The sequence below is a fragment of the Mycobacterium sp. NGS15 genome, from assembly GCF_059813245.1.
This window is the reverse complement of the sequence record NZ_JCALEF010000009.1, coordinates 64,469-84,373: the sequence shown is the minus strand read 5'-3', so window position 1 is coordinate 84,373 and position 19,905 is coordinate 64,469. Positions and strand designations below refer to the sequence as shown.

The window sequence follows — 19,905 nt, the reverse complement described above, 5'->3', positions numbered from 1 at the left end:
GGGGTCACGGCGTGGACACGGGGTGATGGAGCTACGCAATAACCTGCACAGACCTCGCCACCGCCGGGAATAAACCCACCCCGCCGTGGACGAAACACCGTGGAATGTCCAACATGACGAGACGCGCGCGGGCACGTACCGTCATCCGAAGTCCATACCCGCGCACCGAGCTCCGTCCCTCGGGTCTGGCACCTCGTCGGTAAACCAAGGGACGGAGGCGGGGAACCCAACCGCCGGAGATCTCGATCTCCAGCACGAACCTCCATGGTTCTTGGGGTGAAGCCCGGGCAACCGGGCCGAGCGACCTCTCGTTCGAACCCGACAGCTGACTTCGCAGGTGCGTCATAGAGAGGAATACGACGGACATATGAGTGGACGGCACAGTAAGCCCAGCAAGGCTGGCGCCAAGGCGGCCAAGGTCGCGGTAGCAGGCGCGGGCCTCGTCGGTGGAGGCCTGTTGATGGCCGCGACGGCCAATGCAGCCACCGATGGCGAGTGGGACCAGGTCGCGCGCTGCGAATCGGGCAACAACTGGGCTATCAACACCGGTAACGGGTACCAGGGCGGGCTGCAGTTCTCGCCCAGCACCTGGATCAACAGCGGTGGTGGCCAGTACGCGCCGTCCGCTCACCTGGCCACCAAGGAACAGCAGATCGCGATCGCCGAGAAGGTGCTCGCGGGCCAAGGCCGTGGCGCCTGGCCGGTCTGTGGCCGTGGCCTGTCCGGTTCCACCCCGCGGACCGCCCCTGCCGCGAACATCACACCTGCCGCGCACCACGAGCAGCAGGCCGCCGCCGAGCCCGCCCCGGCCCCTGAGCCCGCCCCGGCTCCCGAGGCTGACGAGCAGTTCGTCGCCGAGGCTCCCGAGGCGCCCGTCGTCGCCGAGGCTCCCGAGGCGCCCGTCGTCGACGAGGCACCCGCACCCGAGGAAGCCCCCGCTCCCGAGGCGCCTGAGGCCCAAGACGTCGACTTCCAGTCCGGTCCCGCACCGGCCGAGCCCGAACCAGCTCCCGAGCCCGCGCCCCCCGCCGCGGAAGCCCCGGCACCCGAGGTCATCGCGGCCCCCGCTCCCGAGGCGCCCGTCGTCGACGAGGCACCCGCACCCGAGGAAGCCCCGGCTCCCGAAGCCCCCGCCGCCGAGAACCAGGTTTTGCCCTACGAGTTCCAGTCCGGCCCGGTGCCCGCCGATCCCGCACCCGAGCCTGCCCCGGCACCTGCCGCGACGGCTCCCGAGATCCCGCTTCCCGCGGGCGTCCCGGATGCTGCGGATATCGGATTCGCCGCCGGCAAGGCCGCGTTCGACGCCGGTCCGGTCGCCTCCAACGGGACACTCAACCCCGAGGCCGTCTCGGGTGTGGTCCGGCATCTGCCCGACCCGAACAACCTGCCTCCCGGCACGACCGATGTAACTCCTCAAGACAGTCGCGGAGTGTCGTACCTGAAGGACATCGTCTTCGCCATGCAGACGCAGGATGTCAAGGCCAGCGACGCAATCCTCGCCTTGGCGCAGCGCTAACTCGTACATCAGACAATCGCCCCGGACCTCACGGCCGGGGCGATTGTCGTTGCGGGGTAACCCATTCGACGGAAGTGTAGGCCCCTTGTCAAGAGGGTTGACGTGCCAGCGTCGAAGCGTACGTTGGTGGTCATGACGGAAGCGACCACTCCCCCGGACGTTCCAAGCCAAGAAACATTCGAAGCGGTCTACAACGGCAAACCCATGTTCGAAGGCGCCCCCGCGGCGGGCGTGCCCTGGGACATCAAGGACGCGCAGCCGCGGATCAAGGAGCTCGCGGCGTATGGCGCGTTGCGCGGAGACATCTTGGATATCGGCTGCGGTCTCGGTGAAAACTCCATCTATCTGGCCCAACACGGCCTGTCGGTCACTGGCCTGGACTTTTCCCCTTCGGCCATTGAACAAGCGAAGCGCCGCGCCGCGGCCGCGGGCGTGACCGTCGATCTCCAGGTGGCCGATGCGACCGTGCTCGACGGCTGGGACGGAAAATTCGACACCGTGATCGACAGCGCCGTGTATCACTGTTTCGACCACGACGGCCATCAGCAGTACGCGAAAGCACTGCACCGGGCCACGCGGCCGGGGGCACGCTGGTTCATCGCCTGCTTTGGTGATGGCACCGTGAACGGCATCGCGATGCCGTTCGGCGTACAAGATCCCGAGGAAATCAAGAGTGTGCTGTCCGAGGCCAACTGGAACATCCAATACTTGGGCAAGACAACATATCTCGGTTCCCGGACGGCATTCGTCGGCGCCGCACTGGCCGGTGCCGATCCTGAACAGATGCCCGCCGACATGCGTCAGCGTTATCAGCAGCCGGGCGTGGCCGAGCGAGCACAGAAGACTTTTGAGCGTCTCCAGCAGCTGGACGACGACATGATCCACATGCCTTTCTTCAACATCGTCGCAGAAAGGGGCTGAACACCCATGACCGCACCCACTCAGAACACGTTCGAGGATCTGTACCGAGAGAGCGTCAAGGACGGCGGGCCCATCATCCCCTGGGATTCCAGGGACGCCAAACCCCGCATCAAGGAGCTGACCCTGCTCGGCGCGGTCCGCGGAGATGTCCTGGACATCGGCTGCGGTCTCGGCGATAACGCCATTTACCTTGCCCAGCAAGGCTTTAACGTCACCGGGCTGGATTTCGCCCCCTCGGCGATCGAGCAGGCGAAAGATCGGGCCGCCGCCGGCGGCGTCACCGTCGACTTCCAGGTCGCCGATGCGACCGTGCTCGACGGCTGGGACGCAAGGTTCGACACCGTGATCGACAGCGGCGTGTACCACTGCTTCGACGACGCGGGGCATACGAAATACGCGAGCGCGCTGCATCGCGCCACACGCCCCGGAGCACGTTGGTACATATGGTGTTTCGCTCAGGGCAGCGTGCACGGCATTCCGACCCCATTCCAGAATGCACAACCGTCGGAGGAGATCGAGGAGGTGCTGCCCGCCAACGGATGGAACGTGCTGCAGCTGAATCCGACGACAATGGCGGCACCAAAGGCCGAGTTCCTCAACGCGATTCGCGGCACCTACCGCGGAGACCCCGAGCGGCTAGAGCGGCTGGAACAGGATCTCGAGGATCCACTGCTCTACATCCCCGTGTACACGGTCATCGCCGAACGGTCGTAAGGCTACAGCTGGCGGCCCACGAGCACGCGGGCCGCCGCCGCCGACATCACCGCGATGGTCCATAGCGCGGGCCTTGAGGCAAGCATGGATCTCACAGTGCGGGTATCGGATTCGGGTGTCATACCCTCCAGGCGTTGCGCCAGCCACCGCAGCGCCGCCGGTGCACCCAGCACCACCAGTGACAAATGCTCGCTGAGCAGGTCTCGCCGGTAGGTAACGTCGGTGCCGTGCGTGGCGTAGAAGTCGGCCTGGCGATCCACTTCGCCGATGCCGACGAGTTGGTCGTGCACCGCGGTGTAGATGTATACCGGGCATGTTGGCGCGGCCTTGCCCACGCGGAGGTCCTCACTCATCGCCGCGACGTCGGGCAGCGCCATCAGTTCGGCGATCGGCAGGTCCACATAGCGATCGAAGTTGTGCATCGCGTAGCGCCCAATGGCCTGGCCCGTCGACAGCCCACGCACGGTCGTCATGATCTCCTCACCCCGACACGTAAGGTGTTCCGTCAGCACTGAATCCAATGCGGGATAGCTCCCGCGCAGGGCAGAGATCGCAGCGATACCCAGCCCCGCGAACAACCCTCCGTCGGCCCTCTCCAGAATCTTGCTGGGGTCCGAAGCCGGCGATCCCAACGCGGCGGCGACGATATTGAGCTCGGGGGCATAGTCCGGTGCCATCTCCGCCGTCCACGAACTGGCAAGCCCGCCACCGGAGTATCCCCACAACCCGATCGCCGTATCCGCCGGGAGACGCAGTTCGGCGAAACGCAGGGTGGCCCGCAGACCGTCGAGTACGTGGTAACCAGGTTGGCGCGCGACGACATAACGCCCGGGCTGGCCGCCATGGTCGGCGACGCTCAGGATCCAGCCCTGACGCAACGCGGCAGCCATCAGCAGCAATTCGATATGCGGGTTGGCGAACGGCCCCCGCGCACCCTGCAACAGACAGTGGGAAGGAAAGCAGGATCGCTCGCTCGAGTTGATCGCGCATTGGTACGCCAGCAGACGTGGTGAGCGCGGATCATGGCCGGCGGGCACCAGCACGGTGGTGACCGACACCTCAGGCGCGCCATGCGGATCTGAGGTTCGGTACAGCAGCTGCCAGGCGGTCACCCGTTGACGCAGCAGCCCCAGGAATCCGATGTCCACGGGGCGGGCATGCAGAACGGTTCCCGGTGTCGCGTCCCCGAAGCCGTCGGGCGGGACATGGAACGGATCATCGACGGGATGCGCCGGACGCTTACCGGGGTGCGGGAAGATCTGAGGTGCTGGCGCCGCGGCGCGGTATTTCGGGTGCACGGAAGTGCTCATGAACTAAGGAAGCTAATGCACCCACGGGACCCACAGCGCCCTGATCTGGGTTTTTAGGTACCAGACCCCAATCGGGACCCGGATTTTTCAGGCCGACCCCACCCATTCGTTGCTGCCGTCGGCGAAGAACTGGTGCTTCCACACCGGCAGCGCCGCCTTCACCTCGTCGACAAGGCGCTGGCAGGTGGTGAATGCCTGGCGACGATGATCGGCGCTCACTGCCACCACGAAGGCCGCCTCGCCGACCAGCAGCGCACCGATGCGGTGACTCACCGCCACTGCGCGCACGCCCGCTGCCTCTGCGGCGATGCGCTCCACCACATCGGTCAGCACCTGCTGGGCCGACGGATGCGCCGAGTACTCGAGCCGCAGCACCGTCTTGCCGCCGTCGTGGTCACGTACATTGCCCACGAATCCGACTGTGGCGCCTGCTGATTCGTGGTCGACGAGTTGCTCGTGCTCAATCAGCGAGATATGTTCCGCAGTCAACAGCGCACGCGAGACGTTAGCGCTCATACATGATCACCCCCGGCTATCTGATCCAGTGCGTGGCCCAGCACGCTGTTGAGTACCTCGAGTCCGTCGCGCACACCACCGGTGGAGCCGGGCAGGTTGACCACCAGAGTCCGGCCGGCAACTCCGCACACGCCGCGGGACAGGATGCTGGTGGGTACGGTCGGCAGCCCCGAGCGTCTGATGGCATCGGCCAGGCCGGGGATCTGGTAGTCCAGCACGGGGGCGGTCTGTTCGGGTGTGACATCGGTGGGTGAGAGCCCGGTGCCGCCGGTGGTGATGACGAACGAAACTCCGTCGGAAACCGCGGCGCGGATCGCCGCTCCCACCGCGTCGCCATCGGGCACGACGATCGGTTTCTCAACATGAAAACCTTGGGCGCCAAGCCATTCGACGATGACGGGTCCGGTCTTATCGGGGTACTGACCGGTCGCCGCCCGAGTGGAGGCCACGATCACCCGCGCAGATCTCAGGATCGGGTCCATGTTCCGGTCTTGCCGCCCTCTTTACGCAGCACTCGGACGTCGTCGACGCGCGATGCGGGATCAACCGCTTTGACCATGTCATGCAGTGTCAATCCGGCGACCGCCACCGCGGTCAGCGCTTCCATCTCGACCCCGGTGCGGTCGTTGGTGCGCGCGGTGGCGGTGATCTGAATGGATCCCGTTGTGTCGTCAATCTCGAAGTCCACGTCGAGGCCGGTGAGCGGTATCTGGTGACACAGCGGAATGAGCTCGCTGGTGCGTTTGGCGGCCATGACGGCGGCGAGCCGGGCCGTGGCGATGGCGTCGCCCTTGGGCAGCGTGCCGTCTGCCAATAGCTTCAGGACTTCCGGGGTGGTGACGAAGCGTCCGGCCGCGACCGCCTCACGTGCGGTGGCCTGTTTGGCCGACACGTCGACCATGCGTGCGGACCCGTGCTCGTCAGTATGGGAGAGACGGTCAGGCTGGGATAATGAGCCGCTATCGCGAGGACCGTCGGACACCGTTACTTGTTGATGACGGTGACGGGGTGCACGTAGGGCACGGACTCCACCGGGAACTCGATGTCGCCGAAGGGTGACAGGGCTCCGGTGCGGTCGGCCGCGAGCTCGGAGACCGCGTGCTCACCGTCCACATGTGCGGGCCAGCCGTTGTCGACGTATTGCTTCTTGTCAGCCACGAAGCCATTGTGGCAGGCCGGGAGCACGACGGCGAACCCAACCCGCCTCTACGCTGGTGACCGATGAGTGACGATACGGCGTTGGCTACCTGGCTGCGCCAGCTGCCCGATGAACAGTTGGTGCGGCTGGTGCGGCTGCGACCCGATTTGGCGTCGCCACCTCCGGGTTCGCTGGCCGCCCTGGCGGGCCGGGCGCTATCGCGCCAATCGGTACGCGCGGCCACCGACAACCTGGACTTTTTGACTCTGGCGATCCTGGATGCGCTGCTGGTGGCCCGCGCGGACGTCACGGGCATCCCGGTCTCGGATGTGCTAGCTCAGGTCGATGGTCGTGCCACCGAACTGCAGGTGCGGGCCACCCTGGACCGGCTGCGCGAGCTGGCGCTGGTGTGGGGGGATCGCGACCTGCATCTGGCGGCAGAGACGCGGTTGGGGCTGCCGTGGGTGGTCGGGCAGGTGATCAGCGAGCAGACCCCCGGTTCGTACGACCCGGCCCGCGCCGCCTTGGAGGCGACCGACGAGCGGGGAATGGAGCTGTTGCAGGCACTCATCGCGGGATCGCCCATCGGCCGTACCCGGGACGCCGCACCCGATGCCCCGCCGGATCGTCCGGTACAACGACTGCTTACGGCCGGCCTGCTGCAGCGGATCGATGACGAGACGGTGCTGTTGCCCCGGTTCGTGGCACAGCTGCTGCGCGGTGAGGAGCCCGACCGGCTGCAGCCACCGATCGTCGAGACGACAACGGCGACCCAGGCCGAAGCCGACGCCGCGGCCGCCGGGGCGGCACTTGATCTGCTGCGTGAGGTGGGGCTGCTGCTCGATGAGCTCGGCGTCAACCCCGCTCCTCAGCTGCGCAGCGGCGGCCTGGGGGTACGCGAGGTCAAACGGCTGGCGAAGGCGACGGGGATCGATGACACCCGAATCGGGTTGCTGCTGGAAGTGCTGGCGGCCGCGCAGCTGATCGCCGTGGGTGACCCCGATGTTCAGACCGATGCCGAGGGCTGGCATTGGGCGCCGACCACGCAGGCCGACCGCTTCGCCGAGCTGCCGACCGCGACCCGCTGGTTTCGGCTTATGTCGGCGTGGTTGATGCTGGCGGCCCGCCCCGACCTGATCGGCAAGCGCACCAGCGATGACAAACCGATTGCAGCCCTTTCCGATTCGCTGCGCTCGACGGCGGCGCCGCATGACCGCAAGCTGCTGTTGGAGATACTGGGCGAGCTGGAGCCCGGGCAGGGGTTGCGGGCCCAGGAGACCTCCCGGGTGATGCGATGGCGTCGTCCGCGCTGGGGCACACGGCTGGGCACGGAACCAGTGGCGGCCCTGTTATTCGAGGCGACGACGCTGGGCGTGATCGGGCGCGGTGCGTTGACGACGCATGTCCGTACCTTCCTGGACAGCAGCGGCGATGAGGCGGCGACATTGGCCGCCATGGACAAGGCACTGCCCGCTCCCATCGATCATTTCCTCGTGCAGGCCGATCTCACGGTCGTCGCACCCGGTCCACTGACGCGCGAGGTGGAGCTTGAGCTGGCGGCGGTGGCAGACCTCGAATCAGCGGGGGCGGCCAGTGTTTTTCGGGTCAGCGACGCGAGCATCCGACGTGCACTGGATTCGGGGCGGACCGCGACATCACTGCACACTTTCTTCGGTTCGCGATCCAAAACCCCTGTCCCCCAATCGCTGACATACCTCATCGACGATGTCGGGCGTCGACATGGGCAGCTTCGGGCCGGCGTGGCCAGCTCGTTCCTGCGCTGCGACGACGTGGCCCTGCTGACACAGGTGATGGGGTCCGCGCTGGCGGAGGACGTGGGGCTGCGGCTGCTGGCCCCGACCGTCGCGGTGTCGCTGGCCCCGTTGGCCGATTTGGTGGCCGGCCTGCGCGCGGCGGGCTTCGCTCCCGCCGCCGAGGATGCCACCGGAACCATCGTGGAGCTCCGGGCGCACCGCGCCCGGGTGACTCCACAGCCGCACCGGATGGGTTGGACGCCAACGGTACTCAGTGAGCCTGCAGCCGCCGCAGTGGTCAGAGCCTTGCGCGCGGCGGGCGATCACGACGGCGTCCGCATCGAGCCGTCGCATGCGGTGGCGTTGTTACAGCAGTCCGCCAAGGCCCAGACCAGCGTGCTCATCGGATACGTGGATCCGGCCGGGGTGGCATCCTCGAGAGTGGTCAATCCGATCAGCGTGCGCGGTGGGCAGCTGTCGGCATTCGACACCGCCGCCGGGCGGATCCGCGACTTCGCGATTCACCGCATCACCGCCGTCTCGCCGCCGTCCTGACCGACGATGAGCTCCGCGTCAGCGGACCCCCTCGAAGGGGTTCCATGACTCGCTCTTGCGCACCCAGTGCAAGTAGTAGGCCTGGTTGGCGATGCCCATGAACAGCGCAGCAAAGCCGATAGAGACCGCTCGCGTCACGCTATCGGATGCGCCCACCACCCCCAGCACGACACCGATACCGAGGCTGATACCCAACAGCACCAACCCCTTGCGCCACATTCCCTTGACGAAGAAGTAGATCGGGCCGAAGAAAAAGGCCAGGAAATTGCTGGTTAACCGCGCGCGTGTCCAAAACGGCCCCGCCCGGAAGAAGGCATTCGCCTCTTCTTTCGTCGGGGCCGCGGCGTACTGGTCGTAGAACGCGAACCGGCGCTGCCAAATCTCGGCCAGGGTGCTGCGATCTTGTGGTGTCGTCACTCCAGCAATCTAGCAGGGCACACGGCACCCTCTAATGTCCCCAGGGGTCACTATCCTGGACCGAATGACCGATGGACCGCTGATCGTCCAGTCCGATAAAACCGTGCTGCTGGAGGTCGATCACGACCAGGCAGACGCGGCGCGCCAGGCGATCGCCCCCTTCGCCGAGCTCGAACGCGCACCCGAGCATGTGCACACGTATCGCATCACCCCGCTGGCGCTGTGGAACGCCCGCGCCGCCGGGCACGATGCCGAGCAGGTGGTCGACGCCCTCGTCACCTTCTCCCGCTACGCGGTACCGCAGCCGCTGCTGGTGGACATCGTCGACACCATGGCCCGCTACGGCCGCCTCCAGCTCATCAAGCATCCTGCGCACGGTCTGACGCTGGTGAGCCTGGATCGCGCAGTCCTCGAAGAGGTGTTGCGACACAAAAAGATTGCTCCCATGTTCGGTACCCGCCTCGATGACGACACCGTGCAGGTGCACCCCAGCGAGCGCGGCCGCATCAAGCAGATGCTGCTCAAGATCGGTTGGCCTGCAGAGGATCTCGCCGGATACGTGGATGGCGAGGCACACCCGATCAGCCTGGCCGAGGATGGTTGGGAGCTTCGGGACTATCAACAGATGGCAGCCGACTCGTTCTGGGCGGGCGGTTCCGGTGTGGTGGTGCTGCCCTGCGGGGCCGGTAAGACGCTGGTGGGTGCCGCCGCGATGGCCAAGGCGCAGGCGACCACCCTGATCCTGGTCACCAACACCGTCGCCGGACGGCAGTGGAAACGGGAGCTCATCGCACGAACCTCCTTGACCGAAGAGGAGATCGGCGAATACTCGGGTGAGCGCAAGGAGATTCGGCCGGTCACCATCGCCACCTATCAGGTGATCACCCGGCGCACCAAGGGCGAGTACCGCCACCTGGAGCTGTTCGATAGCCGGGACTGGGGTCTGATCGTGTACGACGAGGTGCATCTGCTGCCGGCTCCGGTGTTCCGGATGACGGCAGACCTGCAGTCACGGCGCCGCCTCGGGCTCACCGCCACCCTGATCCGGGAGGACGGCCGCGAGGGCGATGTCTTCAGCCTCATCGGCCCCAAGCGCTATGACGCGCCCTGGAAAGACATTGAGGCACAGGGCTGGATTGCCCCCGCCGAGTGCATAGAGGTGCGGGTCACCCTCACCGACAACGAGCGGATGATCTACGCCACCGCCGAGGCCGACGAGCGGTACAAACTGTGCTCGACGGCCCACTCGAAGATCAACGTGGTGAAGTCGATCCTGGCGCGCCATCCGGGAGTGCCGACGCTGGTGATCGGCGCCTATCTGGATCAGCTCGACGAATTGGGAACCCAGCTGGACGCCCCGGTGATCCAGGGCTCCACCAAGAACGCCGAACGCGAAGCACTCTTCGACGCTTTTCGGCGCGGCGAGATCGCCACGCTGGTGGTCTCCAAGGTGGCCAACTTCTCCATCGATTTGCCGGAAGCAGCTGTTGCGGTTCAGGTTTCGGGTACGTTCGGCTCGCGCCAAGAAGAGGCGCAGCGCCTTGGGCGGCTACTGCGACCGAAGGCCGACGGCGGGCAGGCCTACTTCTACTCGGTGGTATCCCGCGACACCCTCGATGCCGAGTACGCGGCACACCGGCAACGGTTCCTGGCCGAGCAGGGCTATGGCTATCGGATCACCGACGCGGACGACCTTCTCGGACCCGCGATCGGTTAGCCGTTCGAGGCCCTGGAGAGTTGGTCTCCGGCCCGCTCCGCGGATGATTCGAAGCGGCGCTTGATGCGCAGCAGGGGCGTCTCGAAGTATCGAAAGCTCAGATAGGCAACGGCGATGACGAGGACCGTCGTTCCAGCGCAGAGTGTCAGCCCCTGTTCCTCATGGACAATTCGGCGTACGACGTTGGCGCACAACATGTGCATCAAGTAGATGCCATAGCTGATCACTCCGACGAACGCGAGGGGCCTGCAGGCCAGTAGCGGATGCATGAGGGTGTCCTCGCGGATGGAGACGGCGACGACGGCGCCGACCATGAGGATCTGGACCGTCCAGGGCGGCGCACCGAACCACAGCGCGACAGTCATCACGGTGAACACCGCCGGGGCCGACCACCACCAGCCCAACACCGCGGCGACCCCCGCGTAGCCACGGCGGGTGTTGACGACGATCGCGAAAGCCGCACCGAGCAAGATGGGCAGCGACAAACTGGCCAGGATGCGCCAGGGCAGCACCCGGGCATCGAAGAACACGCCGGTTCCGGCCGATACCGCTACCAGCCCGCAAAGCACGATGAACGGCGTCCAGACCCTTCCCTTGCTCAGCAGCAGGGCCCCGGCCAACAGCGGTGGCCACAGCAGGTAGAACTGTTCCTCCGTGGACAGCGACCATGAAAAATAGAATGGCACCGACGTGCCGCTGGACAGATCCACGAACCAGTTGACGGTATAGGTCAGGAATGCCGGCAAGTCCCCGAAGAATCGCTCGCCCTTCGGCGTGCCGCGTTCGGTGGCGAATACCAGCAGGACATACACGGCCAGTACCGCATAGTACAACGGGAATATACGCAATGCCCTGCGCGCGTAGAAGTTTCGCAGCGATATGCCCGCTGTGCGATCACGCTCACGGATCAGCAAGGTGGTGATGAGAAAGCCACTGATCGCGAAGAAGAAGTCGACGCCCATGAATCCGCTGTGCGAGATCCTTGGACCGGGAGTCCCGGACGTGTGGTGCCAGATCACCGCCAGCACGCTCAGCGCCCGCAAGCCGTCCAGCGCCCCGAATTTCTTCGTGGCAAGAAACGACTCGTAAGCAGCCACAGCCTGTCGCGACACCGAAAGAAGGGTAGCAGCGTTACCAGATTAGTGCTGTTGCCGGCATCCGTTGTTGGCGGCGGTGTCGAGCTGGATATCCGTGGAGCTGATCGACGGCGTCAGGAACCGAAGATGCCCGATCAGCTCCCTCGGCAGATCGTCGATCCGGGTCGGGTACCGGGTCCCGTCGATCACGCTGCGGGCGGTCAGCGAGAAGGTCTTCGCGACGTCGGCGTCAAAGGCCCCATACTTTTGCAGCGCCATCGCAACCATCCGCTGGAAGGGTGTCAGGTTCAACGTTCGCAAATCCAGGGACGGATCGAGCTGAATTCTGATCCCCTCGGGCACTCCATCCGGAATCGTGCCGTCCGATCGCGTACCCGGGTACACGTAGGTGGGCGCATTGATCGGGATCGCGAACCGCAGCGCATGATCGATCACTCCCGCCTGTACATCTTCCGGTGTGATCAGCCCCGCGAGGTAGGACAGCTCGCCGCCCGAATGCGCGGGCCCACTGACATGCCCGCCCGATCCGCTGTTTACCCGATAGGTGGCCTGCGCAATCGCCGACATCGAATCCGGCGTGAAGGACTGGAACTCGTACTCACACCCGTTGGTGTCGTCGATGATGGCCAGATGAGCGTCGGCATCCTGCGTCGGCAGATAATGCGGCAGATACGGGACGTCGATCGACTTCCCGCTGTTGCGGACGCTCACGGTCCGGGTAGGAGTGCCCGCCGGCGCGTGATATACGGCGGTAGTCCAGATGTCCTCGTTGACGTCGATGGCTTTGACGTCGGGATGATGCATCAGCGCGGCAACCCAACGCGGCGACCGAGGGTCGATCGCCGGATTCGGCGGGAGCGGCTGATTAAAGAATGAGTTCGCCGCGAAGAAGTTGCCGTTCGCGGACTCCCTGCCCACCGCGACTTGGGACACCGAGAACTCTTGTACCGCAGGGCCGCTCGTACTGGAATAGCTGACCCGGACCGTGTGCACACCGGCCTGTACCGTGCGCGTGGCCAGATCGGTTCCCCAATCACGGGTATTGGCGTGATCGAAGATCTGCTCGTCATCGAGCCAGACGCGCCCCACGACACCGCCGCTCATCGAGGCAATCCGGTACTCGCCCGTCACGGGGAACCGCAGCGAGCCGCCGGCATCGACCGAAAATTCGTCGGCCCGCACACCCGGCGCAGGAGATCCCGTGAAGTTCCCACCGACCGAGTACTCGCATCGGGCCAGCACCGCGGTCCCGGAATGATCGGTGTTGTTGTAGTAGCGCGTCCAGTATTGACCTACATCGCAAGGGTTCTGGGCCGCCGCGTCCATCTCGTGGCGGGCAGGCGCACAGGCGGCCAGCAGCAGGATCACCGTAAGCAGGACGATCGTACGCACGGATTCACTGTACGGGCGAACGCTTACCTTCCGGCGGCGGCAATCTTGTCGAAGTATTTCTGGGTGCGCTTCATCGAGAAACCGACGATCGCGCTCACCGCCGGTGTGGCATTGCGAATCGGTCCGGTGCCGTCGATCGCCCACGCCCAGGTGAAGTCGGCGCCGCGATCCGTCGGCGTCACCACGTAGTCCTCGGCGAAGGCACGCAAGCCAGGCACCCGCACCGGCAAGCTCGTCACGTAGAACGCCTTCCGGCGTCCTTCCTCCCACAGGAAGTAGTGCTCATTCACCTTGGGCCCCACCGCGGGCCCGATCTTGCGGACAGCACCAACCCCGGCGCGCGGGTTACCCCACACGACCCTGATTCCCGGCGCCAACCACCGCAGCGTGGTGTCGTTGGTCAGCTCACGCCACACAGTGTCGGCGGACACCGGCACGGAGATGGTGTGACTCGCTCTCACCGGAGCGCTGGACAGAAAGGCTTCATCGACTGCGTCAAGCGAAGGCATTCCCGTAACTTACGGTATCAGTTGGGTCGTAAACAATCGGCCCTGCTGCTGCGCTCGTATCTGGTCGGTCTACACACCGCCGGCGACTATTTCGCGGACAAACAAGTCGATTCCAGAACGGTCATAGGCGGCCTCCGGGAAATTGCATATCGCATAGCCCAAGCCCCGCCGGTGGAACGCGGCCAGCCGGTCGGCGATCTGCTCCGCGGTGCCCGCAGTCTCGGCAAGGTTTCCGACCATGACGTCTGCGACGTCCTCACCGACGACCGGGATGAGCCGCGCCTTGATGGCCGCTAGTCGGTCGGCAACCTCGGCGTCATCGGCCCCGATGACGATGTTCATGTTGACGCTCCGGATAATCGCGCCGAAATCGGTGCCCATGTCCTTGCAATGTGCCGCAAGCACTTTCGACTTGTGCTCGAATTCTTCAGGGGTCTGTCCAAAGTTGGTGTACTGCGCATAGCGCGCCGCGATCCGCAATGTCACCTTCTCGCCGCCACCGGCGATCCACAGCGGAATTCCCTTGGCTTGCAAGGGCTTGGGAGCAACGATGGCGTCGTCGACCTGGTAATAGGTGCCGTCCATGGAAACGCGTCCGTCGCGCCAGGCGTCACGCATGATGCGCACCCCTTCGCGCAGCCTGCCGAGGCGCTCGGCGGCACCGGGGAAGCCGTATCCGTAGGCACGCCACTCGTGCTCATACCAGCCGCCGCCGATGCCCATTTGGGTGCGCCCACCCGAGATGATGTCCACCGTCGCGGCGATCTTGGCCAGATACACGGGATTTCGGTATCCCATGGCCGTGCACATCTGTCCCAGCTTGATCCGCGAGGTCACGGCCGCGAAAGCGGACATCAGTGTCCACGCCTCATGGGTCGCCTCGTCGGTGGGCACCGGGACGGTATGGAAGTGGTCATAGACCCACACGGAGTCCCACGGGCCGTCCTCTGCGTACCGGACCAGATCGCGCATGGCGTTCCATTGATTCTCGGGCGCGATGCCTACCAGATCCAGGCGCCAGCCCTGCGGGATGAAGACTCCGAACTCCAGTGTCTCGGCCACCCGCGCCACATTACGCCGGGACCGGCGATCCCATCCATTGGGTGAGTGCCTCGGTGAGGCCGGCATCGGAACCCTCGCCCACCCAGGCGACATACCCGTCAGGGCGCACCAGCACCGCATCGGGCGCCTTCACCTCACCCAGCACCGGAAGATCCCATGCGCCTGAGCATTTCGCGTCCACCAGCTGAACTCGGTCGGTCCATCCGTCGACGCGCAGGCTCCGCGGCTCGCCGAAGTTGAACAGCACGGGACGGGTGGTGTGCAGGTAGGGGTAGACGCGTGTCGGCCCATCCGCAGCCACCACGTCGAGGTCGGGCATACGCCGGCCCAGCAGTGGATGCGCTGTGCCCTGATGCCCACCCACCTCATAGTGGATGTCCAGGCCGCTCATCATGGCGGCGATGCGCTTGCGTGGTTCGTCCATGGCTAGCAGGTCGGCCAGGATGTCACGTAGCGCATCCATTCGCGGACCGGCCTCGGACAACGGCGTCTGGGCCATGGTGTTGTGCAGCACCCGTTCCGCCACCGGGTGGCGCTCGGAGTGATAGGTGTCCAGCAGCGAGTCCGGGGCTTCTCCCTTGATCACCGCGGCAAGCTTCCAGCCCAAGTTCACCGCGTCCTGGACACCGGTATTGAGTCCTTGGCCGCCGAACGGGAAGTGGATATGCGCGGAATCGCCCGCGAGAAACAGGCGCCGGTCGCGGTACCGGTCGGCCTGGCGGGTCATATCGGAGAATCGGGACATCCAGCGCGGGCTGTGTAACCCGAAATCCGTTCCCGCTATGGCGATAAGCGCTTCCTTCGCTTCCTCCAGGGTCGGTTCGGTACCGAGCCGGGAGAGGTCGGTACTGAAGACCAGCCGGCACCATCCCTCCTCAAACGGCAGAATGGCCAGGAAGGACTGACCGGGCTTGCGCAGCAGCCCGAACTCAAGGGGCTGCTCGGTGATCTCGGCATCCACCAGCATCGCCGAGCAGGACGGGTCATGGCCCGGAAACCCGATCCCCGCACCCTTACGAATGCGGCTGCGTCCGCCATCGCATCCGATGAGATACAGCCCGCGCATCGCACGCCCGTCGGCCAGCTCCACGTCCACACCGGAGTCATCCTGGGTAAATCCGACCACCTCTGCGTTGTAATAGATCGGCACGCCGAGCTCGGTGATCCAGGCCGCCAGCGTCTTCTCGATGTAATGCTGAAGCAGGACCAACGCGTACGGATGACGAGTGGGGAAATCCTCGATGCTCATGAAAATGCCCGAAAAATGGGTCAGCTGGCCGGTCATCCCCTGGGAGAGGAACCTCTCGGCGATCCCACGCTGATCGAACACCTCAATGGTGCGTGAATGCAGACCTGCCGCACGCGATCCCACCTCTTCGTGACTGCCCCGGCGTTCCAACACCGCAACGTCGACACCAGCGAGGGCCAGCTCGCCTGCCAACATCAGCCCGGTCGGGCCTCCGCCCGCGACAACCACCGCGTGCTCGGTCATAGCGCTCCTTAACGTCGTTATTGGTATTAACTCCATAATTACTTTAACGATGTTAAGGTGTCAATGTGTCCCTCAATCGTGAGACCATCGCCCGTGCCGGCCTCGTTCTACTGGACCGCCATGGCGCCGAGAACTTGACCATGCGGTCCGTCGCGGCTGCCCTCGGCGTTCAGGCACCTGCGCTTTATTGGCATGTGAAGAACCGGCGTGACCTTGTCGACGCGATGGCCGACGAGATGTTCGGCGATGCCGTGAAGAACTTCGACCTATCGACGCCCGAGTGGGATCAATTCCTCGCCGGGGCCGCTCGGGTGTTACGTCGCGAAATGCTGCGGTATCACCAAGGGGCCCGGATCCTCGCCGGCACGGCCACCGCGCGCGCGGCCGACATCACCGAACCCATGCTCAACGTGATGATGCAGGCCGGGTTCGCCCTGCGTGACGCCGCAAGGCTGACACCCACGATCTTTCACTACACCATCGGATTCACTATCGAACAGCAGACTCGCGACGGTTTCGAGTATCCGGAATCGAATCCCTACAGCGAGGAGAACATGCGAGAGCATGTCGACCTGATCGCGCATCCGACGGTCGCACAGGCGTTCTCGGAGCTCTACGAGCCCGACTTCGACGCCGACTTCGAGGACGGGCTCGCGATTATCATCGACGGCCTGCGAGCTCGGCTTCGCGGGAAACGGAAATCATCAGTGGCTCCTCGCGTAACGAATCGTCGTTAGCACAATCGGGCTCGTCCGATTCCGGAGAATCCGCATCCCGAACATCGGCCCTCGACCGTGAAAAATGTTTCTGGAACCAGGGTTCCACGATCGCAGAGGGCCACCAGTTGGCTTGCCCACACAGCACCACCAGAGCGGGAATGGTGATGGTGCGCACCAAGAAGGTATCCAGGAGCAGGCCCATCCCGATGATGAAGCCCGCTTCGACCATCGACTGCAGGTTGCCGATCAGCAAGCCGAACATCGAGGCTGCGAAAATGACGCCGGCAGAGGTGATCACACCCCCGGTCGACTTGACCGTCTTGATGACCCCGGACCGGATACCGTCGGGCGACTCATCGCGGATGCGCGAGATGAACAGCAGGTTGTAGTCCGCGCCCACCGCGACCAGCACGATGAACGCCATGCCCGGCACACTCCAACTCAACGGCTGCCCACCGATGAATTGGAACGCGATCACCCCGATCCCCACCGCCGAGGCATACGAAATAATCACCGAACCAATGAGATACAGCGGCGCGACGATGGCCCGCAGCAGTGCGACGAGGATGAGCAGCACCACGATCACCGTCAGCACGATGATGAACCGCAAGTCGTGGTTGTAGTAGTTGCGGATGTCGTTGTACATCGCCGACAACCCGGCCATCGAGATCGACGCATCGGAAAGCGTGGTGTTGGGTTGTGCGCTGTGGGCCGCATCCTGGATAGCGCGGACCTGATCCATCGCCTCGGGACTGAACGGATTCAGATTGCTTTGCACCAGGTAGCGCACCGCATGTCCATCGGCCGAAACGAACGCTGCCGCAGCGGTCTTAAACGAGTCTTGGGTGAGCACCTGCTGCGGTATGTAGAAACCGGACATCGATCCGGGTGCCGCGTCACGCTTGGCGGCGACCAGGAGCGTTGAGGCGTCGCCCAACTGGCCACCCATCTGCTTGGTCTGGTCCACCAGCATCTGCACACCCTCGGCCAGCTGTGCGCTGCCATCGGCCAGCGAGTTGACTCCGGTCAGAACTTCGGCGAACTTCTGCTGGATGCCGTAGGAGTCGGACAGGCCCAGCCTGCGCAGGTTAGTGTCGATGGAGTTCAGCGCGGTGCGCAGTCGGGCAATGGTCGAGCTGATCTGTTTGTCATTGTCGACGGATTTCAACTCACGACCGAGTTCGACGATCCTGTCCCTGGTGCCATCCTGTTTGGTCTCCAGGAACTTGTTCATCTCCTCTCGCGAAGAGCGGCACCCGGGGTCCATCTCGCAGGCCGGGTTGCCCACCAACACGCGTGCGACGGGTTCGATCCAGCCATACACCTCACTGGCACTCTGGGCGTTGGCCTCGATGGCGTCGCCGAGGGAATGCATGCTGGTGACCAGCTTGTCCACCGAGTCCAGATCGGCGAGGGTGCCCGTCCTGCCGCTGCCGCGCAGCTGGGCCAGCACCTCGACCAGTGCGCGCGCGGTGCCCAACGAATTCTTCACCGAGTCGCGGACCTCACCGAGCTTGTCCGCCAAGGTGTGTCCACCCGCGGCGAGCTTGTCCAAGTCCCTGGCGCGGGCATCGATCAGGTTCGATGCATCGCCGAGCTTCCCGCCGACCTCACCGGCCTGGAAGGACAGCTTGGCCTCCTCCAGCGGTTCGCCCGTGGGCCGGGTGATACCGCGCACCTTGTCGACACCGGGTACCTGGCTCACCCGCGCGGCCATCTGCTCCAGGTCGGCCAGCCCGCGCGGGGTGCGCAGATCATGAGGCGATTTGATGTACAGGTATTGTGGCAGCGTCGAATTCACCGGGAAGTGCTTCTCGATTGCTGCGTAACCCTGATTGCTGTCAGCCCAGGACGGCAGGTTCTTGCGATCGTCGTATCCGAACTTCACCATCGCACCACAGGTGGCGAGGATGATCAGGATGACCAGGCTGGCCGCCAGGTGCGCACCCGGACGTTTCACGATGTTGATTCCCGAGCGGTGCCAAATCTTGTTGGCGTAAGCCTTTCTCGGCTTCACCCAGCCTCGGCGTCCCACCAGCACCAACACCGCCGGTAGGAAGGTCACCGATGCCACGAATGCGATCAGGATGGACACACTCAGCGCCGGACCGATGGTGGACAGGATCCCCAGCTTGGTAAAGCCCATGCCCAGGAAGGTCACCGCCACCGTCGCCGCGGACGCCGCCACCACCTTGCCTATGGATTCCAGCGCGGCGGTCACTGCACTGTCGGAATCCATGCCCTGTTTGACATATTCGTGATATCGGCTGATGAGGAAGACCGCGTAGTCGACACCGGCACCCATCATCATCGCGGTCATGAATGTCAGCGTCTGATTCGAGATGCTCAGACCCATCTGCGCCAGTCCCCCGACGGCCGCCTGGGCGATGCCCAGCGAGACACCCACCACGATGAGCGGCAGCATCATCGTCACCGGGTTGCGGTAGACGATCAGCAAGATGAGCAGAACCAAAGCAGCCGTCGTGATTTCGACCTTGTGCAGGTCGCGCTCGCCCACCACCGTCAAATCCCCGACGGTGGCGGTCGGACCCGTCGTAAAGGCATTCAGGGTGGTGCCCGCGGTCGCGTCCTTGATGATCTTTAGCGCCCCGACGTATGCCTTACCGGATTCGGGGGTGGCGAGCTCACCCTGCAACCCCACCGGCAGATACCACGCCTTACCATCGGTGCTCGACATCATCTCGCGCAGCATCGGTTTGGTGATGAAGTCCTGCACCATGCTGACATCGCGGGTGTCTTCACGCATGCGCGCCGCCAGAACTCGGTAGGTCTGCTCGTCGGCCGGCGTCAGCCCGTTCTCATTGGTGAGGACGATCAGCAGGATGTTCTGCGCACCCGACTCCTGGAACGACTCAACCATCTGCCGCGTGGTCTCCATGACGGGGGCATCTTTGGGCAGCAGATCGACCGGGTGATCCTCGATGGCCTTCTGCAGCGAGGGCGCGGTCAGCGCCAAGACGGCTGCCAGACCGATCCACACCCCGATGACGGCGACAGGGGCCTTCCGGACGATGCGAGCGATCAGTCCGTAGATACCACCTGTGTTGTCCGCCAC

General features: G+C 64.8%; 18 protein-coding genes and 1 riboswitch. Of the genes, 6 read left to right on the top strand and 12 right to left on the bottom strand.

Annotated elements, in window-relative coordinates; genetic code table 11:
- Positions 1-179: 179 nt before the first annotated feature.
- Positions 180-357: riboswitch (cyclic di-AMP (ydaO/yuaA leader) on the top strand.
- Positions 358-367: 10 nt separating this feature from the next.
- From AC5Y5C_RS24230 to AC5Y5C_RS24220, 3 genes are all read left to right on the top strand, one after another.
- A complete protein-coding gene (locus AC5Y5C_RS24230) occupies positions 368-1,516 on the top strand; it encodes a transglycosylase family protein (RefSeq protein ID WP_499977169.1) in 1,149 nt (382 codons plus the stop codon).
- A 126-nt stretch (positions 1,517-1,642) separates the two neighbouring features.
- Entirely contained in the window at positions 1,643-2,437 is a 795-nt protein-coding gene (locus AC5Y5C_RS24225; protein WP_499977266.1) for a class I SAM-dependent methyltransferase, read from the top strand.
- A 6-nt stretch (positions 2,438-2,443) separates the two neighbouring features.
- On the top strand, positions 2,444-3,151 hold the full coding sequence (locus tag AC5Y5C_RS24220; RefSeq protein WP_499977167.1) for a class I SAM-dependent methyltransferase: 708 nt from the start codon (positions 2,444-2,446) through the stop codon (positions 3,149-3,151).
- Positions 3,152-3,153: 2 nt separating this feature from the next.
- Here AC5Y5C_RS24220 and AC5Y5C_RS24215 read toward each other — a convergent pair whose 3' ends face one another.
- From AC5Y5C_RS24215 to AC5Y5C_RS24195, 5 genes are all read right to left on the bottom strand, one after another.
- Positions 3,154-4,461 carry a lipase family protein gene (locus tag AC5Y5C_RS24215; RefSeq protein WP_499977165.1) on the bottom strand — a complete coding sequence of 436 codons (1,308 nt, stop codon included), beginning with the start codon at positions 4,459-4,461 and terminating at the stop codon, positions 3,154-3,156.
- Positions 4,462-4,548: 87 nt separating this feature from the next.
- Complete coding sequence (locus AC5Y5C_RS24210) at positions 4,549-4,977, bottom strand: molybdenum cofactor biosynthesis protein MoaE (protein ID WP_499977163.1); 429 nt, start codon at positions 4,975-4,977, stop codon at positions 4,549-4,551.
- Positions 4,974-5,459 (bottom strand): MogA/MoaB family molybdenum cofactor biosynthesis protein, encoded by a 486-nt coding sequence (locus AC5Y5C_RS24205; RefSeq protein ID WP_499977162.1) that lies wholly within the window; start codon positions 5,457-5,459, stop codon positions 4,974-4,976. The genes AC5Y5C_RS24210 and AC5Y5C_RS24205 overlap by 4 nt, the downstream gene beginning before the upstream one ends.
- Positions 5,444-5,959: a cyclic pyranopterin monophosphate synthase MoaC gene (gene moaC, locus AC5Y5C_RS24200; protein ID WP_499977161.1), complete on the bottom strand. Its 516-nt coding sequence runs from the start codon at positions 5,957-5,959 to the stop codon at positions 5,444-5,446. Before moaC ends, AC5Y5C_RS24205 begins: the two co-directional genes overlap by 16 nt.
- 2 nt (positions 5,960-5,961) lie before the next feature.
- Positions 5,962-6,135 carry a hypothetical protein gene (locus tag AC5Y5C_RS24195; protein ID WP_139359301.1) on the bottom strand — a complete coding sequence of 58 codons (174 nt, stop codon included), beginning with the start codon at positions 6,133-6,135 and terminating at the stop codon, positions 5,962-5,964.
- Between the two features lie 63 nt (positions 6,136-6,198).
- On the opposite strand from AC5Y5C_RS24195, the gene AC5Y5C_RS24190 reads away from it, so the two are divergent.
- Positions 6,199-8,424, top strand: a complete 2,226-nt coding sequence (locus AC5Y5C_RS24190) for a helicase-associated domain-containing protein (protein ID WP_499977160.1) — start codon at positions 6,199-6,201, stop codon at positions 8,422-8,424.
- 18 nt (positions 8,425-8,442) lie between these two features.
- On the opposite strand, the gene AC5Y5C_RS24185 is transcribed toward AC5Y5C_RS24190, so the two are convergent.
- Positions 8,443-8,841 (bottom strand): DUF2628 domain-containing protein, encoded by a 399-nt coding sequence (locus tag AC5Y5C_RS24185; protein ID WP_499977158.1) that lies wholly within the window; start codon positions 8,839-8,841, stop codon positions 8,443-8,445.
- A 64-nt stretch (positions 8,842-8,905) separates the two neighbouring features.
- On the opposite strand from AC5Y5C_RS24185, the gene AC5Y5C_RS24180 reads away from it, so the two are divergent.
- A complete protein-coding gene (locus tag AC5Y5C_RS24180; RefSeq protein ID WP_499977157.1) occupies positions 8,906-10,558 on the top strand; it encodes a DNA repair helicase XPB in 1,653 nt (550 codons plus the stop codon).
- Here AC5Y5C_RS24180 and AC5Y5C_RS24175 read toward each other — a convergent pair.
- The 5 genes from AC5Y5C_RS24175 to AC5Y5C_RS24155 form a co-directional block, all read right to left on the bottom strand.
- A complete protein-coding gene (locus tag AC5Y5C_RS24175; protein ID WP_499977156.1) occupies positions 10,555-11,670 on the bottom strand; it encodes an acyltransferase family protein in 1,116 nt (371 codons plus the stop codon). The genes AC5Y5C_RS24180 and AC5Y5C_RS24175 overlap by 4 nt on opposite strands.
- 27 nt (positions 11,671-11,697) lie before the next feature.
- Positions 11,698-13,047 carry a PA14 domain-containing protein gene (locus AC5Y5C_RS24170; RefSeq protein ID WP_499977154.1) on the bottom strand — a complete coding sequence of 450 codons (1,350 nt, stop codon included), beginning with the start codon at positions 13,045-13,047 and terminating at the stop codon, positions 11,698-11,700.
- 23 nt (positions 13,048-13,070) lie between these two features.
- Positions 13,071-13,556: an SRPBCC family protein gene (locus AC5Y5C_RS24165; RefSeq protein WP_499977153.1), complete on the bottom strand. Its 486-nt coding sequence runs from the start codon at positions 13,554-13,556 to the stop codon at positions 13,071-13,073.
- 69 nt (positions 13,557-13,625) lie between these two features.
- Positions 13,626-14,627: an LLM class F420-dependent oxidoreductase gene (locus AC5Y5C_RS24160; protein ID WP_499977152.1), complete on the bottom strand. Its 1,002-nt coding sequence runs from the start codon at positions 14,625-14,627 to the stop codon at positions 13,626-13,628.
- 1 nt (position 14,628) lies between these two features.
- Positions 14,629-16,110 carry an FAD-dependent monooxygenase gene (locus tag AC5Y5C_RS24155; RefSeq protein ID WP_499977151.1) on the bottom strand — a complete coding sequence of 494 codons (1,482 nt, stop codon included), beginning with the start codon at positions 16,108-16,110 and terminating at the stop codon, positions 14,629-14,631.
- Positions 16,111-16,175: 65 nt separating this feature from the next.
- Between AC5Y5C_RS24155 and AC5Y5C_RS24150 the strand changes: the two genes are divergently transcribed.
- A complete protein-coding gene (locus tag AC5Y5C_RS24150; RefSeq protein ID WP_499977149.1) occupies positions 16,176-16,847 on the top strand; it encodes a TetR/AcrR family transcriptional regulator C-terminal domain-containing protein in 672 nt (223 codons plus the stop codon).
- On the opposite strand, the gene AC5Y5C_RS24145 is transcribed toward AC5Y5C_RS24150, so the two are convergent.
- Positions 16,771-19,905, bottom strand: a complete 3,135-nt coding sequence (locus tag AC5Y5C_RS24145) for an MMPL/RND family transporter (protein WP_499977147.1) — start codon at positions 19,903-19,905, stop codon at positions 16,771-16,773. The two genes, AC5Y5C_RS24150 and AC5Y5C_RS24145, sit on opposite strands and share 77 nt — an antisense overlap.

What these genes read in the sequence shown, in the direction of transcription:
- AC5Y5C_RS24220 (WP_499977167.1), top strand. Translation starts at nt 2,444, where the DNA reads ATGACCGCACCCACTCAGAACACGTTCGAGGATCTGTACCGAGAGAGC.
- AC5Y5C_RS24190 (WP_499977160.1), top strand. Translation starts at nt 6,199, where the DNA reads ATGAGTGACGATACGGCGTTGGCTACCTGGCTGCGCCAGCTGCCCGAT.
- AC5Y5C_RS24230 (WP_499977169.1), top strand. Translation starts at nt 368, where the DNA reads ATGAGTGGACGGCACAGTAAGCCCAGCAAGGCTGGCGCCAAGGCGGCC.
- AC5Y5C_RS24210 (WP_499977163.1), bottom strand. Translation starts at nt 4,977, where the DNA reads ATGAGCGCTAACGTCTCGCGTGCGCTGTTGACTGCGGAACATATCTCG.
- AC5Y5C_RS24215 (WP_499977165.1), bottom strand. Translation starts at nt 4,461, where the DNA reads ATGAGCACTTCCGTGCACCCGAAATACCGCGCCGCGGCGCCAGCACCT.
- AC5Y5C_RS24180 (WP_499977157.1), top strand. Translation starts at nt 8,906, where the DNA reads ATGACCGATGGACCGCTGATCGTCCAGTCCGATAAAACCGTGCTGCTG.
- AC5Y5C_RS24165 (WP_499977153.1), bottom strand. Translation starts at nt 13,556, where the DNA reads ATGCCTTCGCTTGACGCAGTCGATGAAGCCTTTCTGTCCAGCGCTCCG.
- AC5Y5C_RS24205 (WP_499977162.1), bottom strand. Translation starts at nt 5,459, where the DNA reads ATGGACCCGATCCTGAGATCTGCGCGGGTGATCGTGGCCTCCACTCGG.
- AC5Y5C_RS24155 (WP_499977151.1), bottom strand. Translation starts at nt 16,110, where the DNA reads ATGACCGAGCACGCGGTGGTTGTCGCGGGCGGAGGCCCGACCGGGCTG.